The organism is Streptomyces sp. NPDC001816 (genome assembly GCF_042892235.1).
In the GTDB taxonomy this organism is placed as follows: domain Bacteria; phylum Actinomycetota; class Actinomycetes; order Streptomycetales; family Streptomycetaceae; genus Streptomyces.
In genome coordinates this window covers 215,969-240,068 of sequence record NZ_JBIATY010000007.1, presented here as the reverse complement: position 1 = coordinate 240,068, position 24,100 = coordinate 215,969, and the positions used below count along the sequence as shown (strand labels likewise).

The following is a 24,100-nucleotide window of genomic DNA, read 5'->3' as shown; positions in this document are numbered from 1 at the left end:
TGTTCGGGATTCACGGAACTGCGGTCAGAGCCCGGAGAACGGTCGAGGCTGCTCGTCGCACCATTTTGGTTCGGAGTTCAACGGGGTGGGGTTGCTTCAGGCAGCGTCGCGTGTGTTGTCGGCTGGGGTCGCGCGCTCGTGCAGTGTGCGGGCCGAGTCGGCCGGGGCAGGTTTGAGCAGCATTCGATCGGTCACTGGTGTCGGTGTCGGGGTTTGTCTTCGTTCGCAAGGACTCGCCCCGGTCGGTAGTCTCGGCAGGCGCGATCACGGTCAGCGCCTGGTGGAGTGCATGTCTGATCGTGGCGGCGTGGGCTGGCGGGGCTTTTAGGATCTGTGGCATGGCAACGCGACTCGTGCAGATCAATATGAAGGCCCAGGACGACTCCGGGCTCGGCCGGTTCTGGGCGGAGGCACTTGGTTGGGGTGTCGACAGCGAGGGGCCCGGTGTGACCAACCTTGAACCCGTGGGCTTCGCCTATCCCGACCCCGTGGCCGTCTGCATCGACATCGTCGCTCGCCCGGAACCTAAAACGGTCAAGAACCGCGTGCACCTTGATCTGGCCACCACCTCGACTGCCCATCAAGCGGAGTTGGTCGCGCGCTTGAAGGATCTCGGCGCGACGGTCGCCGACGTGGGGCAGGGCGACGTCCCCTGGACGGTCATGGCCGACCCGGAAGGCAACGAGTTCTGTGTCCTGGAGCCCCGTCCGGTCTACCGGGACACCGGGCCGATCGCCGCGGTGGTGGTCGACTGTACCGACCCACGGGGGATGGCCCGGTTCTGGGGCGAGGCGATGGACTGGACGCTGCACGAGGTCACCGACGACCACGCGACCATGCGCTCCGCCAAAGGCGTCGGCCCCTACCTGGAGTTCCTCCGCACCCCCGACATCAAGAGCGTGTGGAACCGCGTCCACCTCGACGTCTGCCCCTACCCCGGTGATGAACTGGCCGCAGAGGCAGCGCGACTGCGCGCCCTGGGCGCCACCGACCCTGATGTCGATCAGTCCGCGATCTCCTGGACGGTTCTGGCCGACCCGGAAGGCAACGAGTTCTGCCTCCTCACGCCTCGCTGACGTTGAGCAACGACTCCGGCTGTTCGGGGCAGCGCGAATACCGCGTGGCGTCAGCCCATGCCGCCGGTGGCGGGGATGGCGTCCTCGGTGAGCCGGCGCGCGTCCTTGGGGGCAAGAAGGCCACGAGCGGGCCGTAGTCGCTGGCGGTGCCCGTACGGCTCCGGCGACGCTACGCGCCAGCCTTAGGCCACCCTGGTCAGCCTCCCAAGGGCATCGGCTGCCCATGGTGGCCTCTCCCCTGTGGCGCCCGGCGGCAGGGCAGGTGTCCCATGACTGGGGAGATCCATCGACCAGGTATGGGGTGACTCCCGATCGGGGGGCGTTTTCAAGGAGCGCCATCAGAGTTCGAACGAGGCTCGGCCACACATGGCTCGCTTGAGAAGCTGCGTCTGAGGCTTGCGTGACAAAATGGGGCTGGCCTCGGACGGGTTCTGATTTCTGAGATCTGTGCAGTCAGGGGCTTGTCGCCTCGGGCGGGGCTGCCCGAAGCGACGGGGCGGACGAACGCCGATGCCGTCCATTGGTCCAGCCGAGGTAAGCCGAACACGGCAGCCCCACGGTTTAAGCAGCGCCCGTCTTGTCGTTGATCTGGAAGGTGATGACGTCGACTTCGTCGGTTCCCGCCAGATCTGGGTAGTGGCCCTTGAGGCCTTCCCGGAGTTCGGCTGCGGTCGCCAGCCCCTCGGCTTGGGCGTCCTGGGTGGTGAGGTCGCTGACCAGGCAGTGCCTGATGTCGGTCACCTCTGCCGACAGGACGACTTCGGGGTCGCTCTCAAACACCAGCCGTGCCGGCCCGAGCTGGGCCGGGTCACGGAAGCGGGTGGTCTTGGTCTTGGCGCCGGAGCAGACGACTTCGAGGTAGCGGGGATTGAACCGAATGATCGGGGGACCGGCCGTCTCGGGGTCTTGGTAGAGCGATGGGTCGAGACCGTTCATGCCCGCCTCCGCGGTCCATCGCTGAGCCAGCGGCATCAGGTCGGCGGCGAGAACGGACCTGAGCCCCGCAGGCGTGGGCACGATGACGCGCATGGCGGGGTAGTGGTCCACGAAGACCTGCCGATCGCGCCCGCACGGGCCGATGACCCCGCGCCCGTGGTTTCCCACGGCGACGATGCAGCGCATCTGGCGGGCGCCCTGGGCTCGCGCGGCTCCCAGAGCCACGAGTTCGGCGCAGGGTCCGCCGGTGAAGTGGTAGAGGTTCACGCCGACGAACATCCGGTAGTCGGCGGCCATGACCGCGGAGCCCACCGTGTGGATCCCGTCTTCGTTCGGCCCGGCGTCGGTCTGCGCGTCTATGGTGCGGCGTGCCAGTTCCACGAGCTCACGCTCGTCATCATCGAGAGACCGTGCAGATGACGGGACGTACACCTTTTTTGACCTTACCTTCCGTCAGCAGTCGCCCAAGAGCATTCCACGCCATGCAGGTGGGCTCCACAGGGTTTCGGCTTACCTTGACTGGGCCCCTATGGTGGAGCCACCCTCGGCATCGACACGGAGATCACCGCTCGCGCTCCCGGGACCAGGGGATTCACCCCGATCCCGAAACGCTGGGCGGTCGAGCGGACCTACGGCTGGCTCATGCTCCACCGCTGGCTGGCCCGCGACTACGAAACCCTCCCCGCCCGCTCCGAAGCCATGATCCACCTCGTCATGACCGACCTCATGGCCCGCCGCCTCACCGGCGAGAACACCATCTCCTGGCGCTACCCGAAGACTGTGATGAAACAGTTAATTCCGGAATGAAACAATGGGAGAAAGCGACCTCTGAGCGTTTTCACCCTTCAGATGCCCTTCGACGACCCCGGAGCTCCAGGGCAGAGTCAGGCCGGCGGTCACCGCGTCGAGCTCCTGGCGGAGGAAGCCGACGGAGCCCTTCATCGGCTTCGGTGCGGCCTGCTCGGCCTGTCGGATCCACTCCAGCAGCAGGTATCCACGCTGGTGGCGGACCAAGTCGGCGAACGCCCTGGGTGTATTGATCACGAGCGTTGTTAGCGCTGGCCGGACTTGATCATGGCGAAGACCTCCGGTGTGGTGGAGCTGTCTGGGACCGCACCGCACGGAGGTCTTCGTGTCCCACTCACCGGGGAGATCGCCGACGAGCAGTGGAGATCCGCCGTGGCGGCCGGCCTCGCCAGCAGTTGCGGCTCGAAGGAGTAGGGTAGGTCGGCGCCGCGGTAGCCGCCTGGAGCGAACTCCTCCCGCTTGTGGACCTGTTCAACCGCGTCCGCGACGTCGCCTCCGTGTCCCTGGTCTCCAAGGGAACCACGCGGTTGGAGCAGGACCTCGCCGGTCAGGGCCTGGACGGCCTTGCCCGCGCTGTGGTGAACACCGCCCGCATCGGCGTCGCGAAACCCAGCCTCCGCGTCTAGTGCATTGCTGCCGCACGCGTCGGGGCCACGGCTGAGCGCTGCCTGTTCATCCACGATACCCAAGCCAACGTCACCGCAGCCCGCGATGCAGGAATGGCCGCCCACCACTGCCGCGGCCTCGACGAACTGCGCATGGCGCTCGCGCCCCTGCTGAACCGGTAGCCCGCGGAGGGCTTTCTGCCCGCTGCGCTGGGACGCCTGCCTTTGAGAAGGTTGGATTCGAGACCTGGGTGCCTATCGATGCAGTGACGTTCCTTGAGGGGGGTGACGGGCCGGGGGTCAAGAAGATGAGTCCAGGTGAGGGGTGACCGGAGGCGAGGCGGCGGACGAGCTACTGCTGCGGATCAGCGCCGCCGTGCGCTGCATGCGGGAGGAGGGGCAACCCTGGGTTTGAATGACGCTGGTCCCAGGGCGCCGCATACGCGATGCACGTCCACGATTCAGTGACGGTGAGCCTCTGCCTTGTATGGCTGGCCGATCGTCGTCCCGAGCCCATTCGCTGAACGGTTCTCCGGAAGCGCGGGGACCGAGGTGACGTCGACCTGCCGATTCAGCCGTGGTCACCGTGTACGTCAACTACGGCGCAAACGCTGCCGAGCGGGTACCGGAACTCGACCCCGTTCCCTCTCGTCCGCGCCTGGCCTGTGACTGCTTCCGTTGAGGTGTCTGGTTGGATTCGGACATGGGCAAAGGTAGCCACGAGGAATCAGGGCTCTACAAGAGCACATGGAGCGACGCAGATTTCGAGGAGATGGGGTGGCACGACGCCACGATCCACGGCTTGTCCGTCCAGCCAACCAACGACATCCTGCCGCGTCTTCTCCTCGACCTTGACTACATCGTCCGCTGGGTCCACCCGGTCCCGCCCGCAACACACTTTTCGTTCTGGGTCTCACCGGCGACACTCGTCTTCGAAGATGTCTTCGACCTTGAGGGCGACCTCGACTTCAAGGGTCTGGCCCTGGACTTGGAGGTCGACAGGGTGCACCGGCTGGTGCCGGACGATGCCCGCCCGAACTTTTCGCACTGTCCGCTCTGGCACATCGAAGGCCACGCGTTCGACTTGAAATTCCGGGCCTCCGGCTTCCATCAGCACTTCCGGCAGCCTCCGAGGCTCGTATCCCGACAGGCATTGCCCTATGCCGAGCGCGGGGGTTGCGCCTTCACCGAGCTTGGCTTCAGCTGACTTGTGACCTTCCGAGCCATCTGCCAACAGTGAGCACAGCAACCGTGCCGACCCGACCTGGGCCGGCCAGATCTCAGACGCAGTCTGTTGCCGCCCGGCGCCACCACAGCACTGGGTTCAGGCCGCGATGCCGAGTTCGGTGCGGGTGCGGTGGATGAACTCGCGGACGGCCGGCTCGCGGCGCCAGGGTGCGGGTGCGGTGTTGAACTCGCGGACGGAGTCCTTGGCCCGGCTGGACTGGACGCGGGCGAGGATGTACACGGACCAGCTGCCGAGTTCCAGAGTTCCAGAGTTCCAGGCCCTGGTCGAGGTCTCGGGCCTGGAGGTGGGCGGTTCCCACGATCGTGAGGCGCATGCCGACTGAGCGGTCGGACCGCGGAAGACCTCGGCGGCGTCGGCGGAGATGCGGGCGTGGTGATAAAAGTCGATCCAGGCGGGCTCTGCGCCGCTGGAAGCCTCTGCCCGGCTCAGGAGGGTCTCGGAAGCCTTCAGGGCCCGTGAGGCGGCCTTGGCGTCCCTGTCGGGGGCATGGCACGGGCCTCGATCAGCTTGGCGAACGCCAGGCCCCTGGGGGCGGCCTGGCTCCTTGCCCGTTCGAAGGCGCCCTGGGCCATGTCGACAGCCTCGGAGGCGAAGCCCCGCAGCAGCGACTGCATCGCCATCGTGGTCGGGACATAGCCGCCGAGCTCGGCGTCCCCTCCCGCGCGGGCCAGGCGGAGGGCCTGGATGAAGTGCCGCTGGGCGACGTCGTGCTGACCGACGTCGAATGCCGTCCAGTCGGCCAGCCGCGACAAGCGGGTAGTGACTGTCGGGTTTGTGAGCTGGCGTCGGTTTCGCTGTCGGTGGTGGTGAGGTGGTGGCTGGGGCTGTTGACCGGGGGTGAGAGTGTGACGTGATGGTAGTGGCCGGTTGAGCCGTGCTCGGCGATCAGTCGCTCGTGATCACCGTATCGCCGTGTCTTTTGGCGGCTGCTCGGAGCGTAACCTGGAATCGGTGACTGGTGTCAGCGGGGTGAGGACGATCCGCTGCCGACTGGGCTGAGCTGTCCGTGGTGGGGGGTTTGGCGGAGCGTCGTTGTCCGGGTACTTCCTGCGGGTCCGTCCTATGGTCATGAATGCGTTGCAGCCTCGCGGTGTGCATCGTGGCCGGCATCCAGGGCCCCGGCCATGGGCTGCCCCCGCGCGCCGGGGCTCCTGCAGCCAAGGTCGGTGACCAGTTCGGCAGGGGGCCGGCCGCGTACTGCGCAGGACAACCGATTTCCCATAGGGCTTGTCAACTGTCGACGGTCACGTAATTTCCCCGGGCCGTGGGGGTGGCGGTGGCAGCTGCCGGGTGCCCGCTGGTGATGCGGAGTCCGGCGGGGTCGGTCCTGTGTGTCCGGCTGTGTTTCGGGGTTTTTGATGGATCGTGGGTGGTCCGCTGCCTGCCGTGATGCCGCCTGTATTCAAATCCGGTTGCCGTCTCGTGTCCGGCTGCGCATCCTGCTGGGATGCGCTTTTCCGTCAACATCCCGAACTTCGGTGACTTTGCAGACCCCCGTAACGTCGCGGCCGTCGCGGCTGCCGCCGAAGAGGCGGGCTGGGACGGGCTCTTCGTCTGGGACCACGTGCTGCACCGGCAGCACCAGGGGCGTCCCTTCGCGGACCCCTGGATGCTGCTGACCGCAGCTGCGCTGGCGACTTCCCGGATCCGGCTGGGCACCCTGCTGACGCCGGTTCCCCGTTACCGTCCGCAGCAACTGGCCCGCCAAGTGGCCACCCTGGACCGCCTCAGCGGCGGCCGGGTGACCTTTGCTGCGGGCCTGGGCGGTCCGATCGACGACGAATACCGCAGCTTTGGCGACAGGGCCGAGCCGCACGTCCTCGCCGAGCGGCTGGACGAGGGGCTGGAGCTGTTGCGGCGCTTGTGGTCCGGTGAGCCGGTGAACCATCACGGCCGGCACTACGAAGTCCGGGACGTGACGCTGCTGCCTGCAACCGTGCAGCGGCCCGGTCCGCCGGTGTGGATCGGCGGGTTCTGGCCGCGTCGAGCGCCCATGCGGCGGGCAGCGCGGTGGGACGGCGCGGTGCCGCTCTTCGAGACGGCCCGGCACGGGCATGTGCCCGATGTGGCGGAGGTACGGGACCTGGTCGGCTATGTACGCAAGCACTGCACGGCCGGGGCCGAGCGTCCTTTCGAGTTCGTGCTCGGCGGTGCCACGCCCCCGGACGCAGCGAGGGCCAGGGACGTGATCGGTCCGCTGCACGACGCCGGCGCCACCTGGTGGGACGAGCGACAGGTCCAGACCGGCCCCGGCCTGGACCGTCTCACTCCGGTGCTGCGCCGCATCGAGGCGGGGCCGCCGGTGGTCTGATCAACCCTTCGAGGTTGTGCCGGATGCGTTCATCCCTCTGGGGAATCGTGACTGCGAGGGTGGAATTAGGTGACGCTGATCATGCAGATCGTGGGGAGATGCGTGAGCGCCGGCATCAACTCAGGCCAGGCCGGATGTCTGTCAAGCCCGAAGCCGTCCGGGGGTCTTCCAGAAACTCCCGCCGAGGGGGAGTCGTCTGCGTGGCGGCCGTTGGTTCTGGGCAGTTCAGGTGGCTCGTTCCGGGCGGCGTGGTAGCTGGTTGGGGCAGCTGTGTTGGTTGGCCGGCCTGGCGGGGCACTCCTGCGTTGTCGGGGAGCTGGTGCATGTCCTGGACGGGGAGGCTAGGGCTGCCGGCGACGGCACTGGTGGTGTTGGGGTCGGCCAGTAGTTCGCGGATCCGGGGGAGGGGAAGACGTGGGTCCCGGGCGGCTGCCCGAAGAAATCTCGGGTCAGGGCTGAGCTGTTTCAGGAGTTGGGGGTCAGAGCGGGATCATGTAGCGCCAGGCGGCGTTGCTCCGGATCCGGGGAGTTCGCGAAACGGGCGGCCAGTCCTGCCGGCGGGAAGTGGGGGTTGGCGATGAGCATCTTCACAGCGCGGTGGCTGTCGTTGAGGTAGAGGTCGAGCAGCAGCTGTGGCGGTGGTTCGGGATGGAACTCGCACAGCAGGAGGCGCACGGCGAAGTCCTCGTCGCGCGCAAGCAGTTCGACCAGGTCGGGCGGCAGGGCTGGGCATACGGCGGCGCTGTGCCACAGCCATGGATGCGCGGAGGTCGCGCACTGCTGCAGGACATCGGCATCCTGTCGGGCGTTCCGCACTCAGTCCAGGGTGTCCAGGCGTGCGTCGGGTCCCAAGGTGTAGTCGATGGCCGCGCGTTCTGGCTCGGTCAGTTCCCATCGGGCGGAGACGCCGACCCGCACGTGCGGGTCGGGGTGGATGGCCAGTTGCCTGACTGGATCCGGCCGGGGGGAGGGGTTCGCGGCGACCGCCGCTGGGTGTGGGCCGGCCACCTGCTGCTCGGCGAGCTCACGCCTGAGCCGCCCGATCTGGAGTACCTCGGACATCCGCCAGGAGTCTTTGAGGTTTTCGGCCGGCCATGCCGTCCGGTCCGTGTCCTCGTGACTGACGCTCAGTGCGGCGGCCCGTCGCACGTCCAGGTCATCATCCTGGAGTAATGCCTCTCGTGTGGCTTCGGGCAGCCGGTCCCAGGCCCGGCAGGACGCCCGGCGAAAGAAGGCGTCCGTATGGTTCGCCAGGTCGGCCAGGATGTGGGCCGGCACTGCCGGCGAGGCGACGGCTTCGTGGCGGATGTGCTCAGGCGGATGCTCAAGCAGCCGCGTGTACGCCCGGTCAGGCAGCGGTTCCACCCGACCCCGCTGCGGCATCGGGCCTACGGCGAGGACAAGGGCGACCTTCGGGGACGGGTCATCGATGAGCCGGGCACGCTGAGCGGGGTCGGCGTTCGCGCTCTCGGCGAAGTCTGTCCGCAGGGCTGGGTCCGGGTCTGCCAGGATTGCGTCGACCACCTGCAGCGGCAGGTCCCTGCGCTGGGTGACGAATCTTCTGACGTCCCTGTCGTCGTGCCTGAGGAGCCGCAGCAGCACACTGCCCGGTGCGGCTGCGTTCCATGACAACGTTCTGAGCGCAGCATCAAGGTGATCGGCCATCCCGCCCCGGTCCAGCGATCAAAGACCGCCCGCCACCCGCCGCCCGCCGGTCGGGCGAAGCCTGAAAGCGGCCTGAGCGACCCGCTCCTACTCGTCGTTCCAGTCGTCATCGCCCTGTGGATCGTCCACTTCGGCCATGGTGGGAGCACGGTCAGCGGACCCGGGGACGGCGGTCTCACACGCAGGGTCACGTGCTGCGGTGGCGGCGATACGGCCGGCGGCTTCCCGGTCCGTCGGGGTCTGGCGTCCCATACCCCGGGCACCGCCCCGCGGCCAGATCCATTGCAGCCACTGGCCACGGCTTACGCGTAGAGGGCCTCCACGTCAGGTTCTCAGCTCCTGGGGGCCGGGCGGGACAGGCGGATCGCCGAGACGAGGAAGAAGATCCCGCCGAGCGTGGCGTAGCCGGCGAGGGTGGTCAGCGAGGGGTTGTCCTGTGTGGCGCTTCGGATGAAGGTCGCGCCGGCGAGGACGGAGATGCCGCCGCTGAGGATCATGGCCCACTGGCCGCCCATCGGCCGGCGCGCGATGCCCACGAGGAGCTGGATGAGGCCGGAGACGACCGCCCACGCGCCCCAGACGCGCAGCACGTCGGCAACGCCCGAGGTACTGGCGACCGCGACGCCGGTGGCGGCGAGCACGCTGGCGGCCATGTTGGCGTACAGGCCCTTGACCGGCCCGGCGGCGCGCGCCGACCTGGCGTCGACGACGGCCGCGGCCACGTCGAAGGCGGGATAGAGGAACAGCAGCAGCTTGGCCCCGACGGTGAGCTCGGAGCCGGACACCAGCAGGAGCGCGGCCCACACGGTGGCGAAGACGAAGCGGACGACGTACAGCCGGCGCAGGGCGGGCGTGGCACTGATGGGCTCGGCGGAGGCGGTGGATGCCATGGGTTCTCCAATGACTACGAGAAAGAGAGAGAACGATCTCTCTTGTCTGCAGCCTGGCACACGTTCTCCGCGAAAACAAGAGAGAGCGTTCTACCCGCTACAATGGGTGATATGGCAAAGACGGAAGCCGGCACAGGCACCGGCAGGCGAGTCTCCGAGGCTCGGGAACGGCTCCTGAGGACCGCCGGGCAGCTCTTCTACGCGGAGGGCATCCACACGGTGGGCGTCGACCGTCTGGTCGCCGAGTCGAAGGTCACCAACGCCACCTTCTACCGCCACTTCCGCAGTAAAGAAGACCTTGCCGTCGCCTACATCGCGAGCGTCGACCAGGCGATCCGCACCCAGATCGGCTCCCTGACGGCCGCGGACATGCCGGCCGACGCCATCCTGCGGGGCATCGGTGCGTCCCTGGTCGAGCAGATCCGCTCGCCCGGCTACCGCGGATGCGCCTTCCTCAACGCGGCAGCGGAATTCCCCGATCCCGACCACCCGGTCCACCGTGCCGTCGTGCGGCACCGCGCATGGTTCCTGGACACGATCACCGCACTGTTCGCCCAGATCACGGCCGCACAGGCCGAGCACGCCGGGCGGCACTTCGTCATGCTCCGCGACGGCGCGATGAGCGCCGGCTACCTCGGCGACCCTGTCCTGGCCGGCGAGACCTTGCTGCGCGGCATCGAAGGACTGCTGCGGATCCATACCGCCCGCGGGCTCGACGAGTGCGCCGCCTCCGCGCCCGGCCAGGCCCCTGCTCTCACGACGGTCTCCGACATCGAGTGCTCGCCGCCCGGCGCGTAACCGCGCTCGGGGCGCGACCGGCCGCGTTGAGCGCCGGGCGGGCCGAGGCGCGGTCTGCTGCCGACTGGGCTGAGCTGCCCGCCGTGGCGGCTTTGGCGGAGCACCGCTGCCCAGGTACTTCTTGACGGTCCGCCCCATGGTCACGAATGCGAGGCAGCCTCGCGGTATGCATCGTGACCGGCATCCGTGGCCCCGGCCATGGGTCCCGCGCGCCGAGGCTCCTGCTGCCAAGGTCGGTGACCGGTTCGGCAAGGAGCCGTCCGCGTACTGCGCAGGACACCCGACGTAATGCGGTGTCCGGAGTGACGGAATTCGCGGGGTGCAAGGTCAGTCGGTCGGGTGGCTGTCTCAGCGTTCCACTGCGGACCGCGGGACGGCGACGGGTCCCCGGGGGAGCCTTGGAACACCACGGGCGCGGGGAACTGCGCGACGGGCCGCAGCGCGCCCACTTGATCAGGGGCGGGGGAGCTTGGGGCCCTGACCGGTTCGTAGTCACCCTGCGACCTAGGGTCTGTCCGGCGGATCACCGCATCGTAGGCTCCAGGGCATGCACAGCACTCTGACGGAGCACGCGCGGTGTCTCTACGGAGACGAGTACCGGACGACGCCGGAGTGCGGTCGCGAGCACCAAGAGCACTACTTCGTCGAAGAGCTGACCTTCGCTGACGCGGATTCGATCCTCGCCATGCTGCATGAGCTCAGCCCGCACGTGGTCGACGGTTATGTGCCGGTTTGGGTCCGCAATCTGGCCTATCGGTTGGTGCTCCTGCAGCGCCCGGACGAGCCGGCGCTCATGCGGGAGGCTGCCGAGAACCTGTGGCTGCACGGCCCAGACTGGGACCACATCGCAGCGGATTTGACGAGAAGGGCGGACGCTCTGGAAGCGCGCTGATCACGGCTTGAGCCAGAGCCGGATCGAGGCCACGGTGACGGTGCCGTGGAAGACGTAGGCACGCTTGTCGTAGCGGGTTGCCACGGCTCGGGAGTGCTTGAGCCGGTTGATCGTCCGCTCGACTTCGTTGCGGCGCTTGTACATCTCCTTGTCGAAGCCGGCGGGTCGGCCTCCCCGGCTCCCGCGGCGTTGACCCAGAACCAGCAGCAGCCTGGCCACGAGGACACGAATCAGCAGCAGCCTGGGGTAACCCAGAACCAGCAGCAGCCTGGTGGTGCCGAGCAGTCGTCGACACAGTTGGCATGAGGCCGCTCAGCGACGGTTGTCGCCCGGCGGGAGGAGGCTGTCCGTCACCTGACGACCCGGCAGAGTGGGTGTGTCGGCGGCGAGGTGATCCTGCGCGGGGACCGGCAGCGGCCAGTACGGGTCTGATACTGGTGAGCTCGCGTAATCAACTGTCGCCAGTTCAGGCTGCGGCGGGCTTGCTGGTAACCGTCTGTGGTCTCCGGGAGGCGTCGGTGCTGGGACTCGCCGACCGGATGCGAGCAAACGATCACGGTGCTCAATGCTGCCCCCTGGTGGGCCGCGGCCTTCCGTGTAGCCAGCCCGGGCCGGGCTGCGTGGCGCTAGGGGCGTTGGCGTTGACACGTGATAGGGATTGCCCCGTCTTGTCACGGATTGGGGACAATCATTGGCTGATGGGAATGATGTTCTGATTGCGCTCTGGGAAGATCAGCGGGAGGCGGAGCGACAGACGGCGAACCAGAGGGCGACGCTGACGAACATCATCATTCTCGTTGTGGCTGCTGGGCTGGGATTCATCGCGAATACCGGTCTCCAGACGTCAATGCTCGTTGTGACGCTATCGATGTCGGCGCTCGGCTTCTATGGGGTGCTTGCCTGCCTGACGTTTTACGAGAGGTGCGAATTTCACGTTGGGCAGGCTGAAGGCCTGCGCAAGAAGATCGCCAAGCAGTTTCCCGCCCTGGACATCGAGGCTGGCCTGGCAGAGACCTGCTGCGCCCACCATGCTAGCTTCCGCCCCCGCCGGACGATCCGGAAACACGTGCTGTGGGTTCTGTTGCACGCTGCCATTGCGGTGGCTGGTGCGGCGCTCTCTGGGTGGATCATCTTCTCCTGATCACCTCACGGAATCGGCAGCGTGGGAGGGTTCGGGCCGTGCGGTGGCGTCGGATGTGTCCCGCTACTGCTGAGCTCGCGTCTCTAACCCTCTTCAGTTCTAGCTGAGGTCCAGCCGGTTGGTGACCGTAGGTGGTCTCCGGCGGCGTACCGGCTCCGGGCGCTTCCGGCCTCGGACGCGAGGCGGGTCGCGGTGACATGGTGGTAACCGAGCGCGTCGGCGACGACGGGAGCAGTGGCTGGCCGGCGCGTCGGCCTGGGAAGAGCCAGCGGGAGCCCGGGTTGGTCGCGGTGTTCATGTTGTCGCGGTGCTGGTCGAACACCTGCCCGTCCTCAAGGCTGAGGGAACCCCGCCGCCATCACCCAGCCCTCAGCGGTAAAGGCGCCAGGCCGGCACTGTCCCGATCAACGGCTCCGCACCACAGGGGGGCCTCTGTGAGCGATCCTTCTCGAGCATCCCCCCCAAGCTCTGTTACCGCTCCCTCGTCCTGATCAAGCGAGCCGACCGGGAAGTCGAGCACTTCCTGCTCGACGTGCTGCCGGAGGACTTCGACCGGCTTGAGGACATCGCCGGCGAGGCTCTGCTCACCTTCACACGCTGGGCGTTGATGCAGATTCCGTTGAGTCCCCTTCCTGCGGAATAGCAGGTTCAGTTGGCTGACCGCAGGTTCAGGTACTGCTCCGTGGCGTCCAGCCTGGTGGTGACCGCCAGTGGTCACCAGAGGCGTATCGGCTCCAGGTGCCTCCGGCCTCGGAGGCCAGCTTGGCCGTGGTAACCCGGTGGTAGCTCAGAGCCTCGGCGACGACCGGGGCGGGCATTTCCAGCACGTGCTGCCGGATTGCGGCGGTGCGACCGGTGGTGGTGGGAATGCCGAGGTCGTTGACAGTGCTGAGGCGCGAACCGTCCGGTGAGGCAGCTGTCGACGCACCGCAAGACCACCGAACAACCGAAGGTCGCCGCACGGGCAACCCTGCATCACCCGAAGCGAAGGGACATCTGTATGGAAGCTTCGCCTGCGTGATCTCGACCGTTCAGCCGAGCGCGCGCCTGGCGGAGTCTCGGGACCGGGGATCGGCCATGGCGAGACTTCTCCCATGAGAGTCAGATGCCTGCAGATCATCCACCCCGCAGCCGACATCCCGGTCGCGGAGTTCGACGGGATCCGCGTGGGTGGTGTCTACCCGGTTGCGGAGATGGTCACCTCCGACATCGACTGCCAGATCCGCGTACTCGGCCCCGACGTACCCGACCCCGGACTGCTCTGGGACCCCGCCGACTTCGAGACAGTGGACACCCGAGTACCACCCGGCTGGACCCTGGTCATCATCGGCGGCCGCACCCGCCTCGCAGACGCCCGCTGGCAGCGCCCCGGCTTCTGGACCGACTACGACCACGGCGACCCGCAGGCCCGGGCGGACTACGACCACGTGAAGCGCGAACTCCTCGCCACCGCCCCGCCACCCGAGTTCTGACCACTGCGCCCGGGGTGCCCCTCTCCCGCGTCCGGATGGTCCGGTCGCAGCCCGACGGCGGCGGATCAGATCAACTGAGACAGCGGCCGACATCCGCGCTGGAGAGACCAGACCAAGTGAGAAACCTGGTTGAGTCGGTCAGCGGTCGCCGGGCACGATGAGCACGCTGATCAACTACGGCTTCGAGGGAGAGACCATGTCGAAGATTCCGACTGACCTGCGGTTCGCCATGTCGCACGAGTGGACTCGCTCGGAAGCGGACGGCACTGTGACGGTCGGCCTCACCGACCACGTCCAGAGGGACCTCGGCGATATCCGGTTCGTGGATTCGATCGGGATCGGCAGGGTTCTGGCCAAGGGCGATATCGCCGGCCTCGTGGAGTCGGTCAGGGCCGCACTGGATGTCCACGCGCCGATCGGCGGCGAGTTGATCGCCGTCAATGGGGTGTTGGATGACCGCCCGGAGTCGATCAACATGGATCCCTACGGCGCATGGATCTTCAAGCTCAAGCCGTCCAACACGGCCGAGCTCGACGAGCTCCTGGACGCTGCTGGCTACAGGGCCGCCGTCTATGGGTGAGCGCAGCGAACCAACGTCACCGCTGACAAGCGCGTATGGGAACGTGCCAGCGACGGACAACCTCGTCACTTCCACGGGGAGATGACTGGTTCACCGCTCGCCTTGTCCGGTGAGACTCCCTCACGTTTGTCGAGACCGGACTGCTGGTCTGGGCTGTCTCACCCGGCCTTGTCCCTGACGTGCGGACCGGACGGTCAGGTGAGACAGCGACAAGATCTCGCGAGACGGGACACGCATCCGCGCCAGTACACAGCCTCGCTCCGGCTGACCGGTTGTCACAAACGGTCGTTTATGAAATGAGCTGGGGCCGTCGGATGCGTAGGCTCAGGGCCGTGGCTGATCAGATACAGAAGATCGTGACGGGGCTGCCGGACCTGAATGACGTCACCGGCGTATGGGCGGTGGCCGATGGCCGGGCCGCGCAGGGGGATGCTGCCTTTGCCGCGGACCTTGGCATCGCTCTCGCCAGGACTTACGGCACTGGGGGGCAGATGTGGCAGTACCGAAGCGTCTTCGACCATCTGCTTCGACTGTTGGCCACCACCGCCGGTCCCGAGAATGTCACCCAGGCGCTGCGGCTGATCTCCTCGGATGAGGTCACCAGCAGGAAGCTGGATCGTTACACGGCTTCGTTGCTGGCTTCCACCCACGAGGCGACCGACCTGGCTGCGGCGTTCACCGGCCGCGCTTCGGAGGAGCTTCGGGCCTGCCTGGTCCATGAGCTGGTTCTCAGGGGCGTGTTCGTCGAGGACACGCCGGGGATCGCGGGTTGGGCGACGTCGCCGCATTGGAGTCATCACCCGCTGGGCTGGCTGCCCCTGACTCTGTCCGGCGTGGAGGGAAATGCGGATCTGCCGAGCTACAGCATCCGTGGCAGCAGCCACTCGATGCCGTACGGACCGTCAGAGAGCCGCGAACTGGCGGTGACCGCCGACGCGCGCGTCCCGTCTGCGGAGGAGACGACAACGCAGGCCGCTGCCAAGGCGATGGGCAGGGCAGTGGCGAGCTGGGCCGAAGAGTCCAACGGGCGTATCGAGGCACGCGTGTTCGGCCTCGCGGAACCCCTGGACGCCGAGTCGGTCCCGACCGCGCTCCTGACGCTGGGGCTGGAGTGTCTGCACGGAGCGGGGAAGGAGACTCCTCTGTCGGTAGCTGTCCGTCCGCCGGCACAGGCATGGCGAGTGCTCTTCGCGGCGGCGTCGACGGGAGGGGCATACAATTCCGGTTCCTATGGCGCCTACGGCCGATTGGCGGCCTGGCGGTCCCTGGCCGCGCTGGCCGGAAGCCCAGAGGGCTCCACCGTCGCTGAGGTCGAAGCACATGTGCTGGACTGCATCTGGCACGGCTTCGGTGCCGACACGAAGTGGTTCGAGCAGGTGGCCTGGGACATCGGTCTAGCCGCGCTTTCCTCAGGCCGTCGGCGCCTGGCCGTGCTTGCCGCGACCGATACCGACTGAGGTGCCCGTGGTTCGTGTGTCGAGGAGCTGGACCAAGTGAACTGCGCCGAGCCCTGCCGGGATCAGCGATTCTCCAGCGGGTCGGCCTGGCCGAGCAGCTCCGCGAGCGGAGTGCCGGTCCGAGTGGCGACCCTGCGGCGGGCGCACAGCTGGGCACGGGTACGGCCCGCCCGCAACCGCACGGCTCGAAGCCCTCGTAGCGCAACCCGGCGCCCAGGACCACCGCGACGACCGACCATGCCTTCCGATTACTGCGGCGAGGTGCCGCGAAGTCGTGGCCAGCACACAGCAGCGGTCCGGCGCGGCGCGGGCGGGCTGTTCATCCGGTGCGCCCTCTGGGTCTGGCGCACCGGGGAAGAGTGTGCCGGCGTCGGGGACTGGCGTACCTGCAGAAGCGACAAAGATTCCGGTGGGTGCGGGGCCACAGGAGACGTACACGGTGCAGCAGCAGCCGTCTGTGGGCAGCTGCCACTACCGGTACGAGCAGGGCGAGCCCCTCGAGGACCCGGCGTGCACACCAGGTGCGGCCTCGCCGGCCGTGACGCAGGAGAACCTGGGGTCGACGATCTGCCGTAAGGGCGGTTACACCAAGAACGTCCGGCCGCCGGAGTCGGTCACTCGCAAGGAGAAGCAGCTCAATGCCGCCTCCTACGGCTACAAAGGCAGCCTCGGGGACGCCGAGTACGACCACCTGCTATCCGGCGTCACCCTGACACCGTGGTGAGTTTGACCAGGTGTCAATGTGGGCGGCATGCCGCTATCGATGGCGCAGTTCGACGGTGCGGCCGGATTGCCGTTCGAGGGTCTGGGACGGACCGTGGCTGTCGCCTTCGAAGTTCAGGGGTGACCTCGTGGCCGAGAAGCTGAGCAACTTCAGTGGGCACTCAGCCGGGTGTCCGTCCAGTCGATGATGAGCTTGCGCTCGGCGAAGAGCCACTCGCCGTCCTGCTTGGCGAAGGTGTCCTCGTAGCGGATCGACATGAGGACGAGTTTGCGACCGTCGTCGCCTTCGAGCAAGTGGTGGGCGAGGCAGTAGGTCTCGCCGGTGGCTCGGCCTGCCTCGGGGGCGACGTCAATCGTGCTCTGGCCGTTGAAGTGCATCGTCGCGACGTACTGGTTCAGCGACACGAAGCCCTCGACGTGGGCGTCGCGGCCGACCAGTACCTGCACCGGCTCAGAGGTGGACGGGGCGGCGGTGTAGACCAAGGTCCTGGCTTCCGGCGCGTACAGCGCGGCCTGGCTGCCGGGCTGCCGGCGATCGGCGAAGTGGGCGTAGGCGTCGATCAGTTCGCGGATGGCGAGCCGGTCCGCCGCTTCTTCCGGGGTGATCGTGGTGTGGGAACTCATGTTGGTCTCCTCCTCATGGCGTGCTGTACAAGTGGTGTCAAGCAGTACGAGGCGGCAATGCGACGACCTGCCGGCGCGTGCGCCGGCAGGCAGGGCGTCGTCGCGCTGCACGTCATGCGGCGCTGAGGCCGCCGTCGACGGGCAGCGCCACGCCGGTGACGAAGCTGGACTTGTTCGAGGCCAGCCACACCACGGCGTCGGCGATCTCGCTGGGCTGCGCGATCCGGCCGATGGGGTGGTTGGCGATGAGCGGCAGGATGTAGTCGTAGAACTCCCCGGACGGGGCGTGCAGCAGCCCCGTGTCGAAAAGGCCGGGGGCGACCGCGTTGACCTGGATGCCCTTGGCCGCATAGTCGAGGGCGGCGCTGCGGGTCAGACCGATGCCCGCGTGCTTGGAGGCGACGTACCCTGCGTGGCCGGGGACACCGAGCAGTCCCGCGCCCGAGCCGATGTTGACGATGGAGCCGGAGCCCTGGCGGTTCATGAGCTCGAGCTCGTACTTCATGGCCAGGAACGTACCGCGCACGTTGGCAGCGAGCATCTCTTCCACCATCTCGCTCGTCCACTCGTGCGTCGGCAGTTACGCCGAGCCGTCGTAGCCCGCGCTGTTGACGGCGACGTCGAGCTGTCCCTCGCCCGCCGCGGCCTCCACTGCGGATCGCACCATCGACCCGACGGTCACGTCGCACTTGACTGCCTGCGCCGACCCGCCGATCTCGTTGATCGCGCGCACGGTGCCTTCCAGCGACTCCTCGGTCCGCCCGGCGACGGTGACGAAGCACCCCTTCGGCCGCCGGGGCTATGGCGCTCGCCCGGCCGATCCCGGAGCCTCCGCCGGTGACGAACGCCCGCTTTCCTTCGAACAGCTTGTTCATTTCTGGAATCTCTTCTCGTACGTGTGCTTCTGGTGTGAACGGGACCGGCGTCAACTGTTGGGCTGGTCCTCGGAGGTGAGCTCGGTGAGCCGGCGGACCTCGTCGTCGGACAGGCGGAGCTTGGCGGCGGCCATGTTCTCGGCGAAGTGACCGGGCGTCGTCGTGCCCGGGATCGGCAGGCTGTTCGGCGACCGGTGCAGATGCCAGGCGAGCGCGACCTGCTGCGGTGTCCCGCCCTGGCACTGGGCGATGGCCTGTACCTCTTCCCTGATATGCGGTGCGGGGCCGTCGATCCGGGTCGGTCCCCAGGGGGAGAACACGACGTCGGCGCGCTCGGCGGCGGCCAGCTGGGCGGCGCCGGCCCGGCTGGCGAGGTTGTACTCGGCGGTGATTGCGGCAATGTCCACGATGCGGCGGGCCGCTTCGAACTGGTCGACGGTGACATTGGACAGGCCGATGTGGCGGATCAGGCCCTGTTCCTTGAACTCGGCCAAAACGCCGACTTGGTCCTCGAATGGTGCGTCGGTTGCCCTTCCGCTGTGGAGGTAGTACAGGTCGATGCGGTCCAGGCCGAGGCGCCGCAGGCTCATGTGCACGCACTGCCGCAGGTAGTTCGGATTGCCGACCGCGCCGAGGGTGTCGTACGGGTATCCGACGCGGACGAAGCCGCCCTTGGTCGCGATCACGAGGTCGTCGGGGTACGGATGGAGCGCCTCGCGGATCAGCAGCTCGTTGGAGTGCGGCCCGTAGACGTCGGCGGTGTCGATGAAGGTGACGCCCGAGTCGACGACCTGGCGCAGCAGGGCGATCCCGCCGTCGTGGTCCGGGTACTCGCCCCAGACCTGATCGCCGGTCAGCCGCATGGCGCCGAAGCCCATCCGGCCGACGGTCAGCTCTCCGCCGATCGTGATCGTCTCGGTGGTCGGTTCTGTCGTTGTGGACATGGGTCTCCTTGTTCGAGTGGTGGCGGATTTGGTCAGTGCTGCCGGGGCTCTGCGTCGGTGTCGAGGGTCGCGAGCATCCCGGCGGGGTAGCGGCCGCCGACGGCTGTGCCAATGGGGGCGGCGTCCTCGAGCGCGGCGCGGTCGGCGTCGGTGAGGACGATGTCGGCGGAGGCCGCGTTGTCCTCCAGGTACTGGATCCGGCGGGTACCCGGGATGGGCACGTGGCTCTGGTCGAGGAGCCAGGCGAGGGCGAGTTGCGAGGGCAGCACGCCCTTGCCGGCGGCCACCTGGCCGATCGCGGCCACCAGCCGCAGGTTGGCGTCGAGGTTCTCGCCCTGGAAGCGCGGGTCGTGGCGCCGGAAGTCGCTGTCGTCGAGGCCTTCGAGGCTGGTCAGCGCGCCGGTGAGCATGCCGCGGCCGAGCGGCGAGTAGGGGACGAATCCGATGCCGAGTTCCCGGGCGGCTTCGAGGACCCCGTTGTGCTCCACGCCGCGCTCGAAGAGCGAGTACTCGTTCTGCACGGCGGTGAGGGGGTGCGTCGCGTGGGCGCGTCGGATGGTGGCGGCGGATGCCTCGGAGAGGCCGATGTGGCCGACTTTGCCAGCAACGACCAGGTCCGCCATGGCGCCGACGGACTCCTCGATCGGGATTTTCGGGTCGATGCGGTGCAGGTAGAGGAGGTCGATCTGTTCCACCCCGAGGCGGCCCAGCGAACCGTCCACGGCGGTGCGCAGGTGCTCTGGGCTGCAGTCGACGGCGGGTCGGCCCCCGTCGTGGGTCACCATGTTTCCGTCGTCGTCGAAGACGAAGCCCACCTTGGTCGCGATGCGTACCTGTTCGCGGACGGGGGCCAGGGCGGAGCCCACGAGGCGCTCGTTGTGGAACGGCCCGTACGTCTCGGCCGTGTCGAACAGCGTCACCCCGAGGTCGACTGCCCGCGCGAGGGTGGCACGGCTCGCCTTGTCGTCGCTGGGCCCGTACGTGGTGCTCATGCCCATGCAGCCGAAGCCCAGGGCGCTGACCGTCAGACCCTGACTGCCGAGTTTTACGCTCTTCATCGTTGTCACCTGTCCCATCCGGTGTGCTGGTGGCGGCCCCGCATGCGGTTCAGGGCCGGTAGCTCCAGAGTGGTTTTCAGGAGGTCCCTTGCCCCCAGGCAAGTCCCTGGGAGGACCCCCGGGTCCCGGCGGGCAGGAAGCCCCGGGCAGGCACGCAACCCCCGGCGAGACCCGGGGAGCGACGGCACTGCGATCCGAGTGCCGGACCTCGGCCCGCGCCCGTACCCTGTGTGCATGTCCAGATCGCGGAGTGCTGCCTTCATGGGGCGCGCCCGTGAGCGGATCGAACTCGACGCCCTGCTCGCCGACGCCCGTCACGGGGCCGGCTCGGTCCTGGTCATCCGGGGCGAGGCCGGCATCGGCAAGACAGCCCTGATGCGGTACTGCGCACGTCAGGCGTTCGGGTTCCAGGTCCGAGAGGTCTGCGGCGTCGAGTCGGAGATGGAGCTGCCGTTCGCCGCGCTCCACCAGCTGTGCGCGCCGATGCTCGACCGGCTCGACGTCCTGCCGGCTCCCCAGCAGCAGGCGATCCGGGTGGCCTTCGGGCTGGCTGGCGGAAGTCCTCCGGATCCGTTCATCGTCGGCCTGGCGACGCTCGGCCTGCTGTCCGAGGTCGCGGCCGAGCGGCCGCTGGTCTGCCTCGTCGACGACGCCCAGTGGCTGGACAGCGTGTCCAAGCAGGTGCTCGGGTTCGTCGGCCGGAGGCTGAACGCGGAGTCCATTCTGCTGCTGTTCGCCGTCCGGTCAGACACCGGGGACGCCGATGACCCGGGGTTCGCCGTGTTGCCGGGCCTGACGCTCGGCGGGCTGACCGACGAGGACGCGCGCGAGCTGCTGACCGCGACCGTTCCCGGGCGTCTGGAGGGACGGGTCCGCGACCGGCTGATCGCCGAGACCCGCGGGAACCCGCTGGCCCTGGTGGAGCTGGCTGGCGGGATGAGCCCGGAGGAGCTGGCCGGCGGCTTCGCCGGCCGACCGTCCATGACCGGCATGCTGCACGACCTCTACCTGCAGCGGATCGCGGGCCTGCCCGAGGCAGCGCGGCTGTTCCTGGTGCTGGCCGCGGCCGACCCGACCGCCGACCCCGTACTCGTGTGGCGTGCGGCGCGCGTCCTGGGCCTGGGACGCGAGGAGGCCGCGGCCGCCGAGGCGGAGCAGTTGCTCGTCATCGATTCGTTGGTGCGCTTCCGGCATCCTCTGGTGCGGTCGGCGGCGTATGCGGCAGCAAGCCCGGAGCAGCGCCGAACCGCACACCAGGCGCTCGCCGAGGCGACGGATCCGCAGGCCGATCCCGAACGCCGGCTGTCGCACCGGGCCGCAGCCGCCACCGCGCCGGACGAGGACATCGCCGTGGAGCTCGAGCGGGCGGCGGGACGGGCCGAGGCCCGCGGCGGCTTGTCGGCCGCCGCCGGGTTCCTGCAGCGGGCGGCGACGCTCACCGAGCGTCCCGGTACGCGGGCGGACCGTACGCTGGCGGCCGCGTCGGCACACCTGCAGGCGGGTTCGCTGCGGACCGCCGCAGGGCTGGTGGCCGAAGCCGAGGCGGAGGCGGACACCGACCTGCAGCGGGCCCTGGTGGCGCGGCTGCGGGGGCAGATCGACTGGGCCGCGGTCCCCGGGCGGTCAGCCCCGGTGCAGCTCCTGCGGGTCGCGACGCAGCTCGACGGGCTCGACGCGGGTCTGGCGCGGGAGACTACCTCGACACCTGGGCTGCTTCCCTGGTCGCCGGCCGGTTCGCCGACCCCGGCGGGCATCTTCCGGAGGTGTCACGGGCCACCCTGCAGTCGCGGGCCCTGGCGGAGCCGTCGCCCGGCCCGTCCCACCTGCTGCTGCGCGGCCTGGCGACCCTGATCGACGAAGGGCCGGCCGCCGCGGCTACGAGCCTGCGTCAGGCCGTCGACGCGTTCGTGCACGACCCCGATCCCGGCTGGTTCCAGAAGGGCGCCAACCTCGTCGCGACGGCCGCCGTCCTGCTGTGGGACTTCGACACCTTCGCCCTGCTGAGCGGGCGCTGGACGGAGCATGCCCGCGCATCGGGCGCCTTGGCTCCGCTGGTTGGTTCCCTTGGCGTGCGGGAGCTGGTCACCGCGTGGAGCGGCGACCTGAAGGCGGCAGCGGCGCTACGGGACGAGGGCGAGACGATCGCCGCAGCGACCGGGACGAGGATGTTCCCGCTGGGAGCGGCGTTGCTCGCCGCATACCGGGGCCACGCGGACGAGGGCATCCCGCTGATCGAGGCGACGGCCGCCGCTGCGGTCGAGCGCGGCGAGGGCATCTCCTTGCAGGCCGCGCACTGGACGGAAGCGGTGCTGCGCAACGGACTCGGCCAGTACGCCGAAGCGGTGGCAGCCGCGGAGCGGGCCGTCGACGAGACGTACCTGCCGCAGATCACCTGGTGGGTGCTCCCCGAACTGATCGAGGCGGCCGTCCGCGCCGGAAAGCGGGACGTCGCCGAGCAGGCGCTGCGACGACTGACCCGACACGCGGGCGACTCGGACTGGCCGGTAGGCATCGAGAGCCGATGCCGAGCCCTGCTCACCGACGGCACCGCAGCAGAGCCGCTGTACGCCGAGGCCATCGAGCGGCTCGACCGCACGCCGCTGCGCCCCGAAGCCGCACGGGCACGGCTGCTGTACGGCGAGTGGCTGCGCCGCGAGCAACGGCCCACTGACGCTCGCGACCAGCTCAGGGCCGCCCACGAACGGTTCTCCGCCATGGGCGCGGAGGCGTTCGCCGAACGGGCCCGCCGCGAGCTGGCCGCGGCCGGCGAGAAGATCCGCAGACCGGAGTCCCAGGCTGCCACCGGGCTCACGTCGCAAGAGGAGCACATTGCGCGCCTGGCCCGGGACGGACGCACCAACCCGGAGATCGGCGCCGAGCTGTTCATCAGCGCGCGGACCGTCGAATGGCACCTGCGGAAGATCTACATCAAGCTCGGCATCACGTCACGCAGAGCCTTGCGGGAGGCGCTGCCGACCCTGGGCGACGGATCCTCAGCCGGGCCGCGCTAGGTCTGGCCAGGTCCGGCGCAGAGGTCCGCCGCCTCACCAGGCTTGATCTGCCGCCCGGACGAGGATTTCGTTCACCGCGACGCGGTGCGGGCTGGTAACGATGAACGCCACGCTGCGCGCCACGTCCTTCGGCGCCAGACGCTCGATCTTCCGGACCTGCGCCTCGCCGTCGACGCGTTGCTCCTCCGGCGCCTGCGGGGTATGTCCGATGCCCACGGTACTGGGCACGACCACGCTCACCCGGAGCCGCTGCGGCTGCAGCTCCTGCCGCAGAGACTCGGAGAAGGCCACCACGCCAGCCATGGTCATGGAGTAGACGGCCGTCCCGGGGCGAGCCACCCGCCCTGCGGTCGAGCCGATGTTGACGACGTCGGCCACGTGCCGCGGGTCCGAGGCAGCGGCTTTCGCCAGGTGCGGTTGCGCGGCCCGGGTGACGTAGAGCAGCCCCAACTGGTTGACCGCCACCATCCGCTCCCACTCGCCCGGCGGGGCGTCCTCGACGGGGCCGACGACCATGGCGCCAGCGTTGTTGACCACGGTGTCCAACCGACCGAAGCGGGCCACGGTCTTCTCCACCGCCCGGGCCACCTGCCCTCGGTCGGTCACATCCGCCTCGACACACAGCGCGGGAGGGCCCACGTCGAGCACCTGCCGCGCCACGGCCTCCAGACGGTCGCGCCGCCGCGCCACCAGGGCGACCTGGGCTCCCTGCTGCGCGAGCGCGATGGCAGTCGCTGCACCAATGCCGCTGCTGGCCCCGGTGACCAGGACCACGGTGCCATCCAGTCGCTCCATGATCGCCTCTTCCCACTTCTGCTCCGCCCGTGCTCCAGCGCGGCCGGTGTCCTCTGCCGCATGCTCCCGACCCGGCGGTGGGGGGGGGGGGGGGGGGGCGGGGGCGCGCGCCCCCGGCCGGCCGGCGGGGGGGGGGGGGCCGGCGCCCCGCCCCCCCCCCGGGGGGGCGGGCCCCAGGGGGGAGGATGTAA

Annotated in this window: 24 protein-coding genes and 3 pseudogenes; 15 read left to right on the top strand and 12 right to left on the bottom strand. The window is 68.8% G+C overall.

The window, feature by feature from the left end; translation table 11 throughout:
- Positions 1–338 precede the first annotated feature (338 nt).
- Entirely contained in the window at positions 339–1,076 is a 738-nt protein-coding gene (locus ACFYZZ_RS25935; protein ID WP_389180366.1) for a VOC family protein, read from the top strand.
- A gap of 561 nt (positions 1,077–1,637) precedes the next feature.
- Here the strand turns inward: ACFYZZ_RS25935 and ACFYZZ_RS25930 are convergent.
- Complete coding sequence (locus tag ACFYZZ_RS25930) at positions 1,638–2,393, bottom strand: ASCH domain-containing protein (protein WP_389180363.1); 756 nt, start codon at positions 2,391–2,393, stop codon at positions 1,638–1,640.
- A 156-nt stretch (positions 2,394–2,549) separates the two neighbouring features.
- On the opposite strand from ACFYZZ_RS25930, the pseudogene ACFYZZ_RS25925 reads away from it, so the two are divergent.
- The 4 genes and pseudogenes from ACFYZZ_RS25925 to ACFYZZ_RS25910 all read left to right on the top strand — a co-directional run.
- Positions 2,550–2,819 (top strand): annotated as a pseudogene (locus ACFYZZ_RS25925) (transposase); the annotation flags it as partial.
- A gap of 267 nt (positions 2,820–3,086) precedes the next feature.
- A complete protein-coding gene (locus tag ACFYZZ_RS25920) occupies positions 3,087–3,233 on the top strand; it encodes a hypothetical protein (RefSeq protein WP_389180360.1) in 147 nt (48 codons plus the stop codon).
- Positions 3,234–3,280: 47 nt separating this feature from the next.
- Positions 3,281–3,445, top strand: a complete 165-nt coding sequence (locus ACFYZZ_RS25915) for a hypothetical protein (protein ID WP_389180357.1) — start codon at positions 3,281–3,283, stop codon at positions 3,443–3,445.
- A 682-nt stretch (positions 3,446–4,127) separates the two neighbouring features.
- Complete coding sequence (locus ACFYZZ_RS25910) at positions 4,128–4,631, top strand: hypothetical protein (RefSeq protein WP_389180354.1); 504 nt, start codon at positions 4,128–4,130, stop codon at positions 4,629–4,631.
- A gap of 117 nt (positions 4,632–4,748) precedes the next feature.
- Here the strand turns inward: ACFYZZ_RS25910 and ACFYZZ_RS25905 are convergent, their stop codons facing one another.
- Together ACFYZZ_RS25905 and ACFYZZ_RS25900 are read right to left on the bottom strand one after the other, a co-directional pair.
- Positions 4,749–4,892 (bottom strand): hypothetical protein, encoded by a 144-nt coding sequence (locus tag ACFYZZ_RS25905; RefSeq protein WP_389180352.1) that lies wholly within the window; start codon positions 4,890–4,892, stop codon positions 4,749–4,751.
- A 227-nt stretch (positions 4,893–5,119) separates the two neighbouring features.
- Complete coding sequence (locus tag ACFYZZ_RS25900) at positions 5,120–5,425, bottom strand: hypothetical protein (RefSeq protein WP_389180349.1); 306 nt, start codon at positions 5,423–5,425, stop codon at positions 5,120–5,122.
- Between the two features lie 695 nt (positions 5,426–6,120).
- Here ACFYZZ_RS25900 and ACFYZZ_RS25895 point away from each other — a divergent pair.
- Positions 6,121–6,984: an LLM class flavin-dependent oxidoreductase gene (locus tag ACFYZZ_RS25895; protein WP_389180346.1), complete on the top strand. Its 864-nt coding sequence runs from the start codon at positions 6,121–6,123 to the stop codon at positions 6,982–6,984.
- A gap of 465 nt (positions 6,985–7,449) precedes the next feature.
- Here the strand turns inward: ACFYZZ_RS25895 and ACFYZZ_RS25890 are convergent, their stop codons facing one another.
- The 3 genes from ACFYZZ_RS25890 to ACFYZZ_RS25880 form a co-directional block, all read right to left on the bottom strand.
- On the bottom strand, positions 7,450–7,800 hold the full coding sequence (locus tag ACFYZZ_RS25890; RefSeq protein WP_389180343.1) for a hypothetical protein: 351 nt from the start codon (positions 7,798–7,800) through the stop codon (positions 7,450–7,452).
- Positions 7,801–8,586, bottom strand: coding sequence for a hypothetical protein (locus tag ACFYZZ_RS25885; protein ID WP_389180340.1), 786 nt, complete (start codon positions 8,584–8,586; stop codon positions 7,801–7,803).
- A gap of 395 nt (positions 8,587–8,981) precedes the next feature.
- Positions 8,982–9,539, bottom strand: coding sequence for a hypothetical protein (locus ACFYZZ_RS25880; protein WP_389180337.1), 558 nt, complete (start codon positions 9,537–9,539; stop codon positions 8,982–8,984).
- A gap of 102 nt (positions 9,540–9,641) precedes the next feature.
- Here ACFYZZ_RS25880 and ACFYZZ_RS25875 point away from each other — a divergent pair, with 102 nt between their 5' ends.
- Positions 9,642–10,337 carry a TetR/AcrR family transcriptional regulator gene (locus tag ACFYZZ_RS25875; protein WP_389180334.1) on the top strand — a complete coding sequence of 232 codons (696 nt, stop codon included), beginning with the start codon at positions 9,642–9,644 and terminating at the stop codon, positions 10,335–10,337.
- Between the two features lie 547 nt (positions 10,338–10,884).
- Complete coding sequence (locus tag ACFYZZ_RS25870) at positions 10,885–11,229, top strand: hypothetical protein (protein WP_389180331.1); 345 nt, start codon at positions 10,885–10,887, stop codon at positions 11,227–11,229.
- Here ACFYZZ_RS25870 and ACFYZZ_RS25865 read toward each other — a convergent pair.
- Positions 11,230–11,421, bottom strand: a pseudogene (locus tag ACFYZZ_RS25865) (IS5/IS1182 family transposase); the annotation flags it as partial.
- 499 nt (positions 11,422–11,920) lie between these two features.
- On the opposite strand from ACFYZZ_RS25865, the gene ACFYZZ_RS25860 reads away from it, so the two are divergent.
- The 5 genes from ACFYZZ_RS25860 (at position 11,921) to ACFYZZ_RS25840 (ending at position 16,603) form a co-directional block, all read left to right on the top strand.
- Positions 11,921–12,370, top strand: coding sequence for a hypothetical protein (locus ACFYZZ_RS25860; protein WP_389180328.1), 450 nt, complete (start codon positions 11,921–11,923; stop codon positions 12,368–12,370).
- A 1,094-nt stretch (positions 12,371–13,464) separates the two neighbouring features.
- Positions 13,465–13,842 (top strand): hypothetical protein, encoded by a 378-nt coding sequence (locus tag ACFYZZ_RS25855; protein WP_389180326.1) that lies wholly within the window; start codon positions 13,465–13,467, stop codon positions 13,840–13,842.
- Between the two features lie 157 nt (positions 13,843–13,999).
- A complete protein-coding gene (locus tag ACFYZZ_RS25850) occupies positions 14,000–14,422 on the top strand; it encodes a glycine cleavage system protein H (RefSeq protein WP_389180323.1) in 423 nt (140 codons plus the stop codon).
- A gap of 332 nt (positions 14,423–14,754) precedes the next feature.
- Complete coding sequence (locus ACFYZZ_RS25845) at positions 14,755–15,879, top strand: DUF6183 family protein (RefSeq protein WP_389180320.1); 1,125 nt, start codon at positions 14,755–14,757, stop codon at positions 15,877–15,879.
- Between the two features lie 409 nt (positions 15,880–16,288).
- Positions 16,289–16,603: a hypothetical protein gene (locus tag ACFYZZ_RS25840; protein ID WP_389180317.1), complete on the top strand. Its 315-nt coding sequence runs from the start codon at positions 16,289–16,291 to the stop codon at positions 16,601–16,603.
- A 149-nt stretch (positions 16,604–16,752) separates the two neighbouring features.
- Here ACFYZZ_RS25840 and ACFYZZ_RS25835 read toward each other — a convergent pair whose 3' ends face one another.
- The 4 genes and pseudogenes from ACFYZZ_RS25835 to ACFYZZ_RS25820 form a co-directional block, all read right to left on the bottom strand.
- On the bottom strand, positions 16,753–17,226 hold the full coding sequence (locus ACFYZZ_RS25835) for a nuclear transport factor 2 family protein (RefSeq protein WP_389180314.1): 474 nt from the start codon (positions 17,224–17,226) through the stop codon (positions 16,753–16,755).
- A 112-nt stretch (positions 17,227–17,338) separates the two neighbouring features.
- Positions 17,339–18,001, bottom strand: a pseudogene (locus tag ACFYZZ_RS25830) (SDR family NAD(P)-dependent oxidoreductase); the annotation flags it as partial.
- 150 nt (positions 18,002–18,151) lie between these two features.
- Entirely contained in the window at positions 18,152–19,045 is an 894-nt protein-coding gene (locus ACFYZZ_RS25825) for an aldo/keto reductase (protein ID WP_389180311.1), read from the bottom strand.
- Positions 19,046–19,077: 32 nt separating this feature from the next.
- On the bottom strand, positions 19,078–20,103 hold the full coding sequence (locus ACFYZZ_RS25820) for an aldo/keto reductase (protein WP_389180308.1): 1,026 nt from the start codon (positions 20,101–20,103) through the stop codon (positions 19,078–19,080).
- A gap of 234 nt (positions 20,104–20,337) precedes the next feature.
- On the opposite strand from ACFYZZ_RS25820, the gene ACFYZZ_RS25815 reads away from it, so the two are divergent.
- Both ACFYZZ_RS25815 and ACFYZZ_RS25810 read left to right on the top strand, forming a co-directional pair.
- Positions 20,338–21,954, top strand: a complete 1,617-nt coding sequence (locus ACFYZZ_RS25815) for an AAA family ATPase (protein ID WP_389180305.1) — start codon at positions 20,338–20,340, stop codon at positions 21,952–21,954.
- On the top strand, positions 21,867–23,114 hold the full coding sequence (locus tag ACFYZZ_RS25810) for a LuxR C-terminal-related transcriptional regulator (RefSeq protein ID WP_389180302.1): 1,248 nt from the start codon (positions 21,867–21,869) through the stop codon (positions 23,112–23,114). Before ACFYZZ_RS25815 ends, ACFYZZ_RS25810 begins: the two co-directional genes overlap by 88 nt.
- A gap of 33 nt (positions 23,115–23,147) precedes the next feature.
- Here the strand turns inward: ACFYZZ_RS25810 and ACFYZZ_RS25805 are convergent, their stop codons facing one another.
- Positions 23,148–23,909, bottom strand: a complete 762-nt coding sequence (locus ACFYZZ_RS25805) for an SDR family NAD(P)-dependent oxidoreductase (RefSeq protein ID WP_389180299.1) — start codon at positions 23,907–23,909, stop codon at positions 23,148–23,150.
- Positions 23,910–24,100 lie beyond the last annotated feature (191 nt).